We start from the raw sequence: 15,660 nt of genomic DNA, 5'->3' as shown, positions 1-15,660 counted from the left end.
AACTTAATATAAAAAAGTAAACAAAACACAAATAGAGGCAAGCAGTTCAACTCAACAGACCTACCCCCAATGGGTGCTTCTTTGAGCTAGTAAACCTTAATATTACCTGAAAACAAAAAACCGAAGTCTCCTCCGGCTTTTTGTTTCTAAAATATCAGGTACCAAAACCTTTACTACCTGAAAATCATCAGTTTCTTTCTTACCACACCGATTTCTGATTTAATCAATACAATATAAATACCCTGAAGATAGTTGCCGACCTCAATGTCATGGGATGTATTTATAATATTCGAGCTATTGTATAGCTGAAGCCCAGACTCATTAAGTATTAAAACATCAACGGGTCTTCCATTATATTGAATCAAATCGAGTGTAATTCGATCATTAGCAGGGTTTGGATAAATACTTACTGCCACTTCATCAATAACCCCATCATCGATTGAAGTCACCATTTCGGCTACTGCAACCACTGATTTAATACCCGAGCCTCCATTATATTTAAATACAATATTACCCGTATAGGTTTTAGCCTCCGTTGGTACAAAATTAATGGTTATTGACTTATTCGTTGATGGAGCTATTGCGTCAATCGTGGCTGGGCCAGTAAAACCATCTGGGTAGGTGATTGAACTCACCTCCATTTGGCCATCACCATCATTGAAGATTGAAATTTCTAGAGCTGAAGTTTCTCCTACATTGGTGGTTTCTGCACTTTCCCCAACCTCTACTCTCAATAGAGCTTCAGCTTGATTCGTAATTGATATGACAAAACTCTTTTCAAATGACAAGCCTCCTGTATCGGTAGCTTTGATTCTTACCAAATAAGATTCTTTGGTTTCAAAATCAAATGACGCTTTAGCCACTAACTTATTATCTACAACTTCAAACGAAGCATTATTTGTATCTCCTGTACCTGTTGCCATAGCATAAGTGTGGCTGTCTTCAGCATCTTGGTCAACCGAGGCTAACAAACCAACTGAGGTTCCGATGGCAGCATTCTCAGTGAGTACTGCTGATGACAGGCTAATCTCGGTTGGACTTTCGTTTACATCCTTCACTTTGATGGTCATTACTTGTTCAAAACTACCCTCAAAGCCATCCGTGGTTCTAAGCCTTATAGAATAGCTGGACTTTTTCTCATAATCAACAGAAGCCGCTAAAACCAACTTACCATTGGCCAATGTGAATTTATCATTGTCTGTACTCCCTACTCCACTTACAAACTGATAAGTAAATACATTATCTCCGGCATCCACATCAATACTCGATAAGCTCGAAATAGCAGTTCCAAGCACTGTATTTTCCTCCATTGTATTAGATTCCAAAACTATAGCAGTTGGCGCGTCATTTACATTACTGACTATAATTTTAAAAACATCATTGGCCTTACCACCTGAAGGATCAGTAGCTGTCAACGTCACTGCCACTTCACCTACATTACCATTATCTGGGGTACCAGAGAAAGTCCTTGTGGTTGCATCAAAACTTAACCAACTGGCTGTATAACTGGCTGAGTAGGTCAATACATCATTGTCAATATCTGCAAAGCTTGAAGAAGAAATAGTTTTCTTAAACACTGCGTCTTCAAGAATAGATTGATCTCCAGTTTTTGTAACCAAAGTAGGTAAATCATTCACAGCACTGACCGTAATATTAAAGCTCATCATAGAGGCTTTGCCCTCTACCATTGCGGTTACATATAATTTATCGAGCCCATTAAAATTGGCAACAGAGCTAAGCTCTATTTTATTTCCATTGATCGATGCATTTAGGTTTTGGTTACCAGCTAAGCTGTAAGCAAATTTAGCACTCGGGTTAATTGCATAAGAGAATACAGTGCTCAAGTCTATTTCCTTCAATCCAAAATCTTCTTGTAGTGTAATATCAGATATAGAATTGGCTATTGTAATGTCTTTACTATTAACAGCCGTTAAGAAATTTAAATCCTGAAGAGTGGTTAACTGACCGTCACTAACCGTCAATTTGGCTGTTTCTAAACCAACATTTCCATTAGAAGAGGTTATGGTGAGTATACTACCACTCATTGACAAAGCAACATTAGAAATGCTACTCACCGTATAGGTTAAATCTTTGGCAACGGTCTCCTTATCCTCAAAGAAATTAGCAAGGTCTAGTGAGTACGCTGGAAAACCTTGAACCAGCGTCTGAGTGTTTAGCGCTTTGCTCAAAATTGGAGAATCATTCACTGGAGTTACTGTTACTTTAAAAGTCTTACCAATAGATAAGGCTGTTTTGGTTCCAGTTCCGTCATCCGCATTAACGGTAAATTCAAGTTCTCCAAAGAAGTCCGCTTTTGGAGTTACAGTTAATGACCCGTTTTCAATTTTATAGGATACATTATTATCAGCATTGGAGCTGGCCAAATAATTAAAGACACTTACATTTCCGTCAATATCAGTCGCAGAAAGAGGTATTATCAACTGATTATCTTCCGCCACGGTTTGATTTTGAATATCCCCCATAATGGGAGAATCATTTACCGGCACTATTACCAAACTGAAATCATCGGTGACTACTTGTGGACTTGCCCCCCCCACCTCAGTAACCAACAGCTGGATATTTACATTGCCATTAAAATCATTGGCAGCTTTCAACTCTATTTTACCATCCACTACTGTTCCAGTAACATTTGCATTGGATGAAATCACTTGATAAGATAATTGACTATCTGGATCAGTAGCCGTAAAATCTACCGACAGCGTTTTATCTTCATCCATTGACTGATCATTTATATCCACCAACGTTGGTGCATCAGGAACGTCAATGACCTGAACCCGAGCGTATGCCAACAAGGTTTCATTTCTTCCTTTATGTGTTACACTAAACTGTACCGAATCCTTTAACCCAATTTCCGATGCAGAGGTATACGCTATCGTCCACTCGATAAAGCCATCCTTGCTAGAGGCTAGCTTAGGAGTGCCTACAGTGCCGCTAATAGGCCCTTTTACGATTGCAACTACGGCATCAGACAGGTCAAAGTCACCAAATTCAACGGCAGATAATTTAAGATTAACCGTTTCATTTTCAGGCACTGATGAATCAACTGAGAACACGGAGAAATTACCATCAATAGATGAATCATCATTAATTCCGCCACCGCCTAAGTTACCAGCTGTGTTTCTACTAAATATTTGTGCTTTTGAATCGCGAAATCCATTGGTGGTTGATATACTCACCCCCAACAAAACTTTAGTGTTCGTAAATAAGGCAGGGTAGTCAGTTTTACTTAATGATACTCTATACGTTAGTGTGCTACCATCAACAGTAAAAGCTGAATTAGATATCGCAATATTTTCTCTAAATACTTTGTTCAGTTTTTCTTCCTTACCTCTATAAAAGCCATTAATGAAGTACTCATTATTGATTACCTGATCTTCAAGTTTAACCACCAAGTCAATGTTATTTTCATCTTTTGGTTCTATTGTAATAGGATAAAGCGCATGCTTGGAATCAGGAATACTAAATTTAAAACGTACTGTGGCTTCTTGCGAAGATAAACCTCCACCTTGCTCAACTGCTTTAAATATTACTTGATCTTCATACACCGTTTCAGGAGACAGACCATTGGGGACAAAAGTGTATTCACCAGCTTGTGTACGAGCCGTTAAGGTACCTAAACTAGGCCCTTCAATAATAACAAAGTCAACAAGCTCACCTTCAGGGTCATAACCTATCAATTTAAATAAGTTCCCAGGTACATGGGCTATTCTTACAGAAGGGGCCATAGCAATGGGTGCTCTATTCTTAAGGCCTTTCCCTACCACAAATAATTGTTGAATATCCGCATTGCTGATCACCTCAAGCCTATTGAGTAAGAACTGATCATCCGTTGGGCTGAAAGTAATAGTGACTGTTTTTTCCTCTCCAATCCCCAAAGTAAAGCTAGACACACTCGCTGTAAAACCTACCGGTAGTTTAATATTACTTACTTGTAAGCTTGCATCTGGACTTGTGTTCTTGATCTTCACCTGACGTGTTTTGCTCGCCCCTATTTTCACTAAGTCAAATATGATGCTCTTACCTCCTAACTCGATATTAGAAGCATCAACAATAGTCAAAGCTGCAGTAGGTTCTGCTACATCAGCAACCGTAATGGTTTTGGCCGTCTCATAGGTTCCTCCTCTTAAATCCGCCACTTGAATTCTAACTGAAAGTGACTTTACATCTTCATAGTTAAAAGACAAACCTGCCTTTTTGAAGAGCTTATTCCCTACGATATCAAACAGATCATTGTTCGTACTTCCCGAGCCACTGACAAGTTTGTACGAATGAAGATCTCCTACATCAACATCTTTAGTAGATAAGCTACCTACCTCTGCACGGTTGATGATGTTTTCTGCAATTGCCGATGTGCTCAAGTTTATTTCTGTAGGGAGTTCATTGCGGGCTTCAAAACTCTGATTGAACGTGGCCGAAGCCAAATTCCCGTTGTTACCAACGTCTATAACAGCATTCCCTTTAAGGCCGACTGAGGCATTTCCATCAAGTATCGAGTTTAAGATAAAGCTATAAGTATTGCCTGTTCCTTCTAAGTTAGAAATCGAAGCGTTGATCAATGTGAAATCTGACAGATCGAGTCCAGTAACATATTCACTGAACTTAAGTGACATTTTCACTGATGGTGTAAAGGCCAATCCATTCACATCTGCGGTTAAGGTAACAATAGGTACAATCTCATCATGATCTACAATCCTAATCGTCACATTCAGATTCGAAGCATTGTTGTTAGCATCCGTTGCAATCACATTGATTACATATGTCGATTTTGTTTCGAAGTCAGGAGCGTTTTTGAATGTTACTACCCCTGCTGCGATGTTGAAAAAGGCTTCGTCATTACCAGTACCTAAGCTATAAGTAACAGCATTCGCATCAGTTGCAGTAAATGTATAGACTGTACCTATGCGGTTTTCTCCAAAGATGAGTTCATTAGCCGAAGTGAATACCGGAGGAATTTCATCTACATCAGTGATGGTGATTGTTACATTCTGAGTAGCCTCATTCAGTCCGTCATTCGCCCTTACTTGAATAGTATAACTGCTCTTCGTCTCAAAATCTGGAGATGTCTTAAAGGTTAATACGCCTTCTGTCAGGTTGAAAAATGATTCATCATTGCCAGTCCCTAAACTGTAGGTAATTGCATTTGCATCAGTAGCTTTGACGGTATAGACCGTCCCTGTTCCATTTTCTGTAAAAGTTGCTTTGGTGGTTGATGTAAATACAGGCGCAATTTCGTCAACATCCACAATGGTGATGGTCACCGTTTGCGAGACCGTATTGAAACCATCATTTGCATTGATTACTATTATATAACTGTTCTTGGTTTCAAAATCTGGAGCAGATTTGAAAATCAATTCACCAGAAGTAGCATTAATATTAAAAAATGATTCGTCATTGCCATCACCCAAACTGTAGGTCAATGGGCTATTATCTGTTGCAATAGACGTATAAACTACCTCTGTGCCATTTTCAATAAAACTTACTGTAGTAGCTGATGTAAATACAGGAGCAATTTCGTCAACATCCGCTATGGTGATAGTCACTGTTTGTGAGGCAGTATATAAGCCATCACTTGCCTTTACTACTATTGTATAGTTGCTCTTAGTTTCATAGTCTGGTGCAGATTTATATGACACTTCACCAGCTGAGATATCGAAAAAATCCTCATCGTTATCAGTCCCTAAACTGTAAATAATTGCACTGGCATCCGTAGCAGTGACGGTATATGCCGTGCCCGTTCCGTTTTCTGTAAAAGTTGCTGTTGCAGCCGAAGTGAATATAGGAGCAGTTACGTCATTAACAGTGATAGTAAACGACTGGTTCGATACATTCCCTAACTCATCTCTTGCCTCAAGTAAAACTGAATGAGAACCCGAAGGAGCTGAAGAAATCCCTTGAATAAACGTTTTTCCTATCGAGCGTTTGAGTACATAAGGACCAGAACTAATGTATAATTCCCCATTTGAATCAACTGCAATTCCAGAAGGACGTCCTATCCCTGCCTGTACCCCAATTCCAGCTGAATAAGCATCTGTTCCATTACCTATTATAGTAGTTGTTACACCCGCTTGGTCTATTCTTCTTATACGTCTATTACCATTATCAGCTACGAAAACTACCCCCAGATCGTCCACTGCTATACCACTTGGGTATTGAAAATAAGCAATCCCAGGATCACCATCTTTAACTCCACCATTTCCGCTCCAAACTAATGTTCTCACCATACCATCAGGCGCTATTTTTCGGATACTGTGATTGTACTGATCAGAAACATACAAGTATCCATTTAGATCAACTGCCAATCCACTCGGCCCATCGAACGATGCAGACGTCCCAATACCATCGGAATGGCCTCTGCTGCCATTACCAGCTATAGTAGTCACCTCTCCAGAGGGGGCTATTTTTCTAATCCGACCATTTATAAAATCTGCAACGAATACATTTCCCGATTTATCCACATCGATGCCCATTGGATTGCTAAAGGATGCATTAACCCCTTGCCCATCTCGGAATGCATCATCCCCCGAACCAGCCATAGTTGTTACTTCTCCATCGGGGCTTATTTTTCTTATTCTATTATTTTGCCAGTCTGAAACGTATAAGTATCCAAGATGATCCACCGCTATGTCATATGGTCGATAGAATTGAGCTGATAGACCATTGCCGTCAGAATAACCAGGCACGCCAGAACCAGCAAAAGTAGACACTACTCCCTCCTTGCTAATTTTTCTGATTCTATGGTTAGAATTATCTGCGACAAAAATATTGCCCTGATTGTCGATAGCAAGACCATATGGATTTGCAAAAGATGCATTCACTCCTGTTCCATCCATATATCCACCCCTTGAACCAGCAAATATGTCCACCTCATCCAAGGTTTCATTTTTCAAATTCAACCAACTTGGGATCTCGGAAGCACTAATGACTACTTTATCATTCTCGGGGTCAGTTACTGTAATATTGTAGCCATAAGTCTCATTATCATCAATTTCAGTAATAGGTGTTGAAGTAAAAACAGGAGCTTCATTAAGGTTTGTAACACTAATATTCACAGTTTTACTTACAGAGTTCACTCCATCATTTGCATTAATTTCAATAACGTAAGTGTTATCGGTACCCAAACCTATTGGCGATTCAAAATCAGGAGAAGATTTAAAAACGACCTCTCCGGAAGCCGCACCAAAATCAAATAAAGCCTCATCATTGTCTGTGCCAAAGCTATAAGTAACAGTGTTTACACTAGTTACTTGAGCCGTATAAACCACCCCAGTTCCATTCTCAGTGAAATTTACAGTTGCAGCAGAAGTGAATACGGGTGGAGGAACAGTTTCGTTAAGCAAATTGATGCTACTACTAATTGAAAACACCTGCTCATTTCTGTCATTACCAGTATTATTACCAGTATCAATAACTTTTATCAAGGTTACTCCTCTTGTACCAGCTACTGGGGATTGATTGGTATTACTATAAGTTATACCATTTATAAGGTCGATTGTTGAATCATCGCTTAAGCCTTGAGATGCTGACAGTCTAACTGTCGCTATATCATCGACTAATTCAATATTAACAGTGATTGAATTATTGACTGTTACTCCAGACTCGCCATCTGTTAATGTAAACTGCTGACCATCAATAAAAATAAGTTCTTCTGCGCCATCCACTAAATTGTTAACTGTAAATTCTATTTGACTAATTTTCTGAGAAGACTCTACTGCAGAGGCATTAGTATCCTTAAAAAGACTTACTGGATTATTACCTACATAATGTGTAGGGTTCAATGGAGAGGAACTCAAATAAGGTTCTGTATCTGTTCCAATCAGCGTTACATTGGAAGTTATTGCAAAAGTTCCAGTATTATTATCTGCCTCATTGCTCCCATTATCTTGAATAGTTTTTAAAACAAAAGTTCGAACATTTTCCACATCAGGATCTCTACCAGCATAGTTATACTTTACGTTGTTCAATATTGTATTAAACACATCAGTAGTAATACCTGATTCTTTAGTAAAGGTCATTGTATTTACTCCAGAAATCACTTCACGCCTCATCTCCAAACCATTGTTTTGAGTAGTACCTCTAGAGTTAGATAACCATATGGTTGAACCATCAAAACTCTCAAAGCTCCCAGCATTTGGAAAGGCAGCTATGTTTGTCAACTCTATAGAAAAAGAGGTAATCAACTGATCTGGCTCCACTGTCGAAACTGAAATATTCTCAAATAACAAAGTACTAATGCCAGACTGAAAAGCTTCTGTATAGGTAAAATCTCTGCCATTACCTGTTAATAGTGGTGGGTCATTGCTATCAGCAACTGATACTATCACTGTTTGACTCACCTCATTTATCCCATCACTTACCCTAATTTCAATCACATAGGTATTATCCGAATCTGAATCGGTTGCAGATTCGAAGTCGGGAGAAGATTTGAATGTTACCTCTCCAGTTGCAGCATTAATATTAAAAAGGTTCTCGTCATTACAAGCACCTAATGAATAACTAAGCGTATTGGTATCAGTAGCTACCGCAGTGTATGCGACTCCTGTTCCATTTTCTGCAAAACTAGCTGTGATAAGTGATGTGAACACTGGATTTGTATCGTCAACATCAGTCACAGTAATGGTTACCGTCTGGTTTACCTGATTTACGCCATCACTGGCTCCGACTTCAATCACATAGGCATTATCCGTGTTTGCATCTAATGGTGCCTCAAAATCTGGGGGCGTATTGAATGTTATCACTCCCGCATTTATATTGAATAATGCTTCGTCATTGTTTGTGCCTAAGCTATAAGTAATCGTATTCGTATCAGTAGCCGTAACGGTATAAGCTGTGCCTGTTGCGTTTTCAGTAAAAGATATAGTGGCGGGCGAAGTGACGATGGGCGCTATAACATCGTTAATTTCAATTTGAAAATTCTGATAAACTGTTCCTTCATTATTATCATTCAAACTAAGGCTTACGTCATGGGTCCCTGATTGCCCAATGGCTGAGCCAGAAAGGATATACTTTTTCGAAATCTTTCTTATTCGTGAATTACCTGCATCAGCGACAATTATATTACCTGCATGGTCAATTGCAATACCAGCTAGCGTATTAAACTTGCTCTCTTCTGCGGATCCATCGTAGAATCCTGAAGTGCTACCAGCAATTGTGCTTACATTCCCTGAGGCATCTATCTTTCGAACTTTGTGATTAAATCGATCTACAACGTAAAGATTATTATAAGGATCAACAGCTATATATAAAGGAGAATTAAATTGGGCACTTTGACCTAAGCCATCGGCAAATCCCGCACTAGATCCTGCGAATGTTGTGACATTACCAGATTGGTCAATCTTTCTTATCCTGTTATTGCCAGAGTCTACAATGAAAATATTTCCTATTTTATCTATTACAACATCTGTGGGCATATCGAAACGGGCTACATTTTTACTACCATCTTGATATCCTCTTGTTGAACCGGCAAAAGTTGACACAACCCCTGAAGGGCTTACTTTTCTAATCAAGTGATTATCCGTATCAGCAATAATTAAATTGCCTTCACTGTCTATTGCTAAGCCTAATGGGTTTCTAAACTGTGCAGTTGCTCCCGTGCCATCAACATAACCAGGATCGCTTCCAGCGAGGGTAAATCTGTCTGCCTTACCATTCATTTTTTCAATTGTCCCAAAACGGTTTGTAGTAATGTAAAAATCTCCATCTTGACTAAACATAATAGAGGTTGGTCGCATCACAGAAGTACTTCCTCCTCCCGCAGTTGGAATTCTTCTAATCACTTGGGTAAATGTGCTTACATCCCCTAAAGGGGTTATTTTTCGAATATTATTACTCGAATACTCGGTAACGAAAGCATTTCCAAACTGGTCTACCGTTATACCTCCGAGGTTACTAAATTTAGCTGTATTACCTACGCCATCTTGAAATCCACTTTCTGAACCAGCTAATGTTTCAACCACATATTCAATACTAAGCGTTAACCAACTTGGTAAAGTTGTGCCTATTAGCGTTAGGGAATCAAAATCTAAATCGTTGATTACTAATTCATATTTGTAGAGCTCGCTATCGCCTACTTCTAAAAGAGGCGATGAATCTATTGTAGGAGAATTATTGGCTTGCACAAGAAAAGTCTCTTCTAAGCCCGTTGGCACTAAGTTATTCAACTCATTACCATGAAAGTCTGTGATATCTGTAGATGGCATTAAATTCAAATCAACCAAACCAAACTTGCTAACATTCACTTTTACTCTATACTTGGTCTCATCAAATACATCTTGACTAATATCCGTTACTACATTATCAGCACCATTCAAGCTGATTCCAAAATCAGAAGCATCTACATTCAAAACCTTTTCATTGAATTTTACTAGGAATGCTACATTATCAGACTTGATCTCTTCCTCCACTGGATTAACCCTGAGTATCTCAGTGATAAATGGCGTTATAACATCTCTTACCTGAAGCGTAAATTGTTGTGATATTGATTCTAAATTAGCGTCAGTAGCAACTAAGGAAATTTGATGATCACCAACATGCTCGAAAGGATCGCCCGTCAGCAAATCTACTATCTTAAACTTTCTGAACTTTTGATTAGCATCATCAGGAATGTATAGGAACCCATCATTCGCCTGCAAAATATTCGACACACCCGAAAAAACTGCATCCGTCCCAATGCCATCGGCAAAACCAGATGTTACTCCACCCGCTATTGTTGTTACCGATCCATCATTAGTGATACCCCTAATTTTATTTCCATCGCCAACATATATCACTCCATCGAGCCCTAATTCTAAACTGAGCGGGGAATCGAATTGAGCAGATGAGCCAATACCATCATTAGTACCACGAGTAGAACCAGCAACAGTACTTACTAAACCAGTAGGTGAGATTTCTCTAATTCTATAGTTACCATTATCAACTACATAAATATTATCGCTTCCATCAATGGCTAATTGAAGAGGAGCATTAAACTTAGCATTAATACCTTGTCCATCAGCAAACTCACCATCTAGTCCACTTAAAGTAGGACCATCGCCTCTATCTATATACCATTTTCTTCCATCCCCAGCTACCGTAGAAACATCACCATTAGTATCTATTTTTCTGATTGAATGAGACCTTCTGTCGACCACGAAGAGATTACCATGTGAATCAAATTCTAAATCACTCGGCCATATAAAAGAAGCTTGACTTGCTGGGCCATCGATAACTTCAAAACCAGTATTTCCTTTTCCTGCAAAAGTAGTTACAACCCCCTCCTTGGTCACCTTTCTAATTCTGCTATTTCTCATGTCTGCCACGTAAAGGTTTCCATCAGGCCCCATAGTAATTGCCGTTGGAACAGCAAATGAGGCGTTTATTCCTGTACCATCTGCAAATGCAAAATCTCCCGACCCTGCCACGACAGTGACATTGCCCATACCATCAATCTTTAATACCTGGTTATTCGAAACTGCATAAAAATCACCATTTGTATCTTGAGTTAGAGCAGTATTGACACCATTAGTTATACCACTAGTACTAGTCACTTCTGCTTGATTCTTAAGTGTTAACCAAGACGGTAAATTATCCCCGTTAATAACCATTGACCCTCCATTTGAGGCACTAACCACAACATTATAATTATAAGTCTCCGTGTTAGAGATATTCAATATGGGTGCCGATTCAAACTTTAACGACAATACTTTAATGGATACAATTTGACTTGCAGCTTGTAGTCCATCGTTTGCTATGACTTGAACTAAGTAAGTATTATCACTATTGGCATCTGCTGGATTATCAAAATCAGGTACACTTTTAAAACTAACTTCGCCTGTAGATGAATTCAAATCGAACAGTTGTTCGTCATTATCGCTTCCAAGACTAAATGCAATAACATTAGTATCCGATGCTGTCGCAGCATAAGCAACACCTGTACCTTTATTGGCAAAAAACACTGATTCTGTTGAGGTGAAGACTGGTGCAATCTCATCAACATCAGTAATCGTGATTGATACATTCTGGCTTACTTCGTTAAGCCCATCGCTGGCTTTAACCTCAATCGCATAATCGTTATCCGTATTTGCATCTATTGGTGTCTCAAAATCTGGAGCAGATTTAAAGGTTACTTCACCAGAAGTAGGGTCAATATTAAAAAGTGATTCGTCTTTATCTGTGCCTAATGAATAAGTAATCGGGTTGAAATCAGTCGCTACCGCAGTATAAGCAGTCCCTGTTCCGTTTTCTACAAAATTGGCTGTGGTAGCTGAAGTGAACACTGGAGGTGCATCCAGAACCGTAATGGTGAAGCTCTGCTGTGCAGTACCTCCGTTATCATCGGCTGCATCGAGTACAACGCTGTGTGTACCCAACTGATCGGTAGGATTCCCGCTCAACAAGGCTTCTGTAATTTCTATTTTTCTAATGCTGTGTGTTTGTGCAACGTATAAATCACCATTTTGATCAGCGGTCATATGATACCCGAAATAGAAAGAAGCACTTGTTCCAATACCATCCACTGAAATTACCGGGGAAAAAGAGGACCCTGCCACTGTTGTCACTTCCCCCTCAGCAGTAACCTTTCTTATTCTTTGATTAAACTGGTCCAAAACATATAGATTTCCTGCCCGATCAAATACAACATCAACCGGATTATAGAACTCAGCTTCCGATCCTGTTCCATCAGCGAAGGACGCATTTCCTGAACCCACGAAAGTGGTGACAACTCCCTCTGGGGTAATCTTACGAATCAAATTATTCTCTCTATCTGCTAGGTAAATATTTCCATCCGGCCCTACTGCCAAACCTCTTGGATTATCGAATTCAGCTTCAGTTCCCGTGCCATTGGATGACCCCCTATTTCCAGATCCCGCCAATGTGGTGACAACTCCCTCTGGGGTAATTTTTCTGATTGAGTAGTTCTGGTCATCACTTACATACACATTACCCTCAGAGTCTACCGCAAGCCCAGCAGGGTTATTGAAAAGAGCTGACGTACCAGTACCGTCTGCTCCACTTCCAAATGACCCCGCCAATGTAGTTACCACACCGGAAGGACTGATTTTCCTTATCGTATGATTGCCAGAATCAGCGACATAGATATTACCGTTAGCATCTATTGCAAGAGCGCTTGGTAAGAAAAAACGAGCTTCAGTGCCAATACCATTAACCAACCCTCTACTTGTTGAGCCCACCCATGTTGAAACAACTCCTTGCGTATCGATAATTCGAATTCTATTATTTTGTTGATCTGCTACATAGATATTCCCAACAGCATCTACTACAATGCCTCTTGGATCCCAAAAAGCGGCAGCAGTCCCTGTGCCTTCAGCAGATCCAAGCGCACTACTCCCTGCAATCGTGCTAACAATAGCCTGTCCTTCAGTCAAATTGAGCCAGGAGGGTTTAGTGTTTGCTGTCACCGTTACTGCATCTCCATCCGCATCACTCGTGGTTATGGCATAAATATAAGTAGCATTATCATTGATTGTCGTGACTGCTGTGGATGTGAAGGTTGGATTTACATCACTGACATTGGTTACCGTAATAGTGACCGTTTGATTACTTGAATTTCCTACATCATCTCTGGCTATTATTCGGACTAAATATGTGTTATCTGAACCTACATCCGATGGGCTTTCAAAGTCAGGAGCAGATTTAAAAGTAACCACACCCGTTGCGCCCACAATGTTGAACTTGTCGCCATCATCTCCTGCATCAATACTGTAAGTAACTGTATTCACATCGTTAGCCACTGCTGTATAAGCAGTGCCTGTTCCGTTTTCAACAAAAGTAGCTGTGGCTGCCGAAGTGAAAACGGGATTTGTATCGTCAACATCAGTCACGGTGATGGTTACCGTTTGGTTTATCTGATTTACCCCATCACTGGCTTTAACCTCAATCGCATAATCGTTATCCGTATTTGCATCTATTGGTGTCTCAAAATCTGGAGCAGATTTAAAAGTTACTTCACCAGAAGTAGCGTCAATATTAAAAAGTGATTCGTCTTTATCTGTGCCTAATGAATAAGTAATCGGGTTTGAATCAGTCGCTACCGCAGTATAAGCAGTCCCTGTTCCGTTTTCTACAAAATTGGCTGTGGTTGCCGAAGTGAATACAGGATCTAACCCATCATTCACAGTAACCTCTAATCTTTTTTCAGCAGAGCTGTATAGATTGTCATCGACAAACAAGCTTACATTATTTCTGTATTCTAGAGTTTTTAATTCAGATACCCAGTCCAATTTCTGGGAATATACTTTTTGGCTAAAAAGAAGAAAGATCAAAGGAAGCAAAGAGTACTTCACAATGGGTAAGAGACGAGCCATATAAGCTGTAGGGTATAGTTTTGGTTATATCGCCTAAAGATAACTTTATTTCTCAAGTCCTATTAGAATTCTGATAAAATAAAACCTAATAAGTCATAAAAAGTAAGAGTCTTTCATTTCTCCTGTTGAATGGTACTTGACCTGTTTAGATGGAAGAGTCTAAACATGTAGTCGTTTCAAATTGAATCGACTATAGTTTCCAAAAAGCCCCACCCTCTTCCATAGCACCAAAAGCCAATATTATTGTTGAAAAAAATCGAACTGCACCAAAATAAATTTCACTTAATTTTGATTGTTAAAGATCACTATTTGCTCGAGTTCTTGTTCGTTATCAATTCCCCCTTCATTCGGAATACGTAAAACACACCTTTGAAACTGTCGTACTAATGTAATTTCTAGTACTTGAAAGACTTCTCTAATCCCAAAACACAAACCTATTATAAGCCTTATTTAGTGCTCATAAATACCGTACTAGGTATTTCTCTTAGTGCCAATAATGGGTGAAAGGATCATCTGTTGGCTGATTTATAACATTATGTTTGATTAAGAGCCTTATCAGACAACTTGTGTTTTTAACTAAAAAGGGAGAAAACCAGATAGGCTCAAAAGTAAAAAAAAGAGTATGGCACTTAATAGATCGGATTGTTTCAGACATCTCGTATATGATATGTGCACAAGACTTAAAGTAAAGGTCAAATCCATTACCTAAAGAGTCTTAACAGAATTAGAGAACTTAACTAAAACCACCTGAACGATGATTAAAACTAACTTTAATCAACTGATTCTTATTCCCTTTTTGTTCTTGACTTTGAACCTAGGACTTAGCGCACAATCAGTTGGTATAGGTAGTGTTGATTTCAAACCAGACAGCGCAGCAATCTTAGAGTTAAAGTCTAATAACCAAGGGCTACTCATACCTCGATTATCAAGTCAACAAAAGCAAGCGATAGTCAACCCTCCACTCGGACTCCTAGTATTCCAAATTGATGAACCTATCGGATTTCATTTTTACTCAACGAGTGGCTGGAATTATCTAATCGATTTTGATAAGCAAAAGAACCTTAGTTTTCAACAGTTGAGTTTTGATGAAACAACTGGTCTTTTAACCTTAGAAAATGGCGGATCTGTGAAACTAAGTAGGTCCTCTAACGGAAACGCGCTCTTAAGTGGCGCCACAAACCCTACTTCCTCCAATGGCGTAGACGGTGACTTCTTTATCAACACTACTACGCTAGACCTATTCGGGCCTAAAACCATTGGAAACTGGGGAAGCCCTACTTCTATCATTGGAACCCAAGGAGTTCAGGGAATTCAAGGTATTGCTGGAACTAACGGTACC

The 15,660-nt window shown here is 39.4% G+C and carries 1 protein-coding gene and 1 pseudogene; one reads left to right on the top strand and one right to left on the bottom strand.

Annotated features, from left to right (window positions below; genetic code table 11):
* Positions 1-173: 173 nt before the first annotated feature.
* A complete protein-coding gene (locus AWN68_RS06190; protein ID WP_068412853.1) occupies positions 174-14,321 on the bottom strand; it encodes an NHL domain-containing protein in 14,148 nt (4,715 codons plus the stop codon).
* A 754-nt stretch (positions 14,322-15,075) separates the two neighbouring features.
* Between AWN68_RS06190 and AWN68_RS06185 the strand changes: the two are divergent.
* A pseudogene (locus tag AWN68_RS06185) lies at positions 15,076-15,660 on the top strand (hypothetical protein); the annotation flags it as partial.

It is taken from the genome of Roseivirga echinicomitans, assembly GCF_001592935.1.
Classification (GTDB): Bacteria; Bacteroidota; Bacteroidia; order Cytophagales; family Cyclobacteriaceae; genus Roseivirga; species Roseivirga echinicomitans.
The sequence above is the reverse complement of the archived record's forward strand: the minus strand, read 5'-3'. Positions and strand labels throughout refer to the sequence as shown.

Bases quoted from the DNA above. Each gene is read 5' to 3' on its own strand.
- AWN68_RS06190 (WP_068412853.1), bottom strand. From the start codon at position 14,321: ATGGCTCGTCTCTTACCCATTGTGAAGTACTCTTTGCTTCCTTTGATC.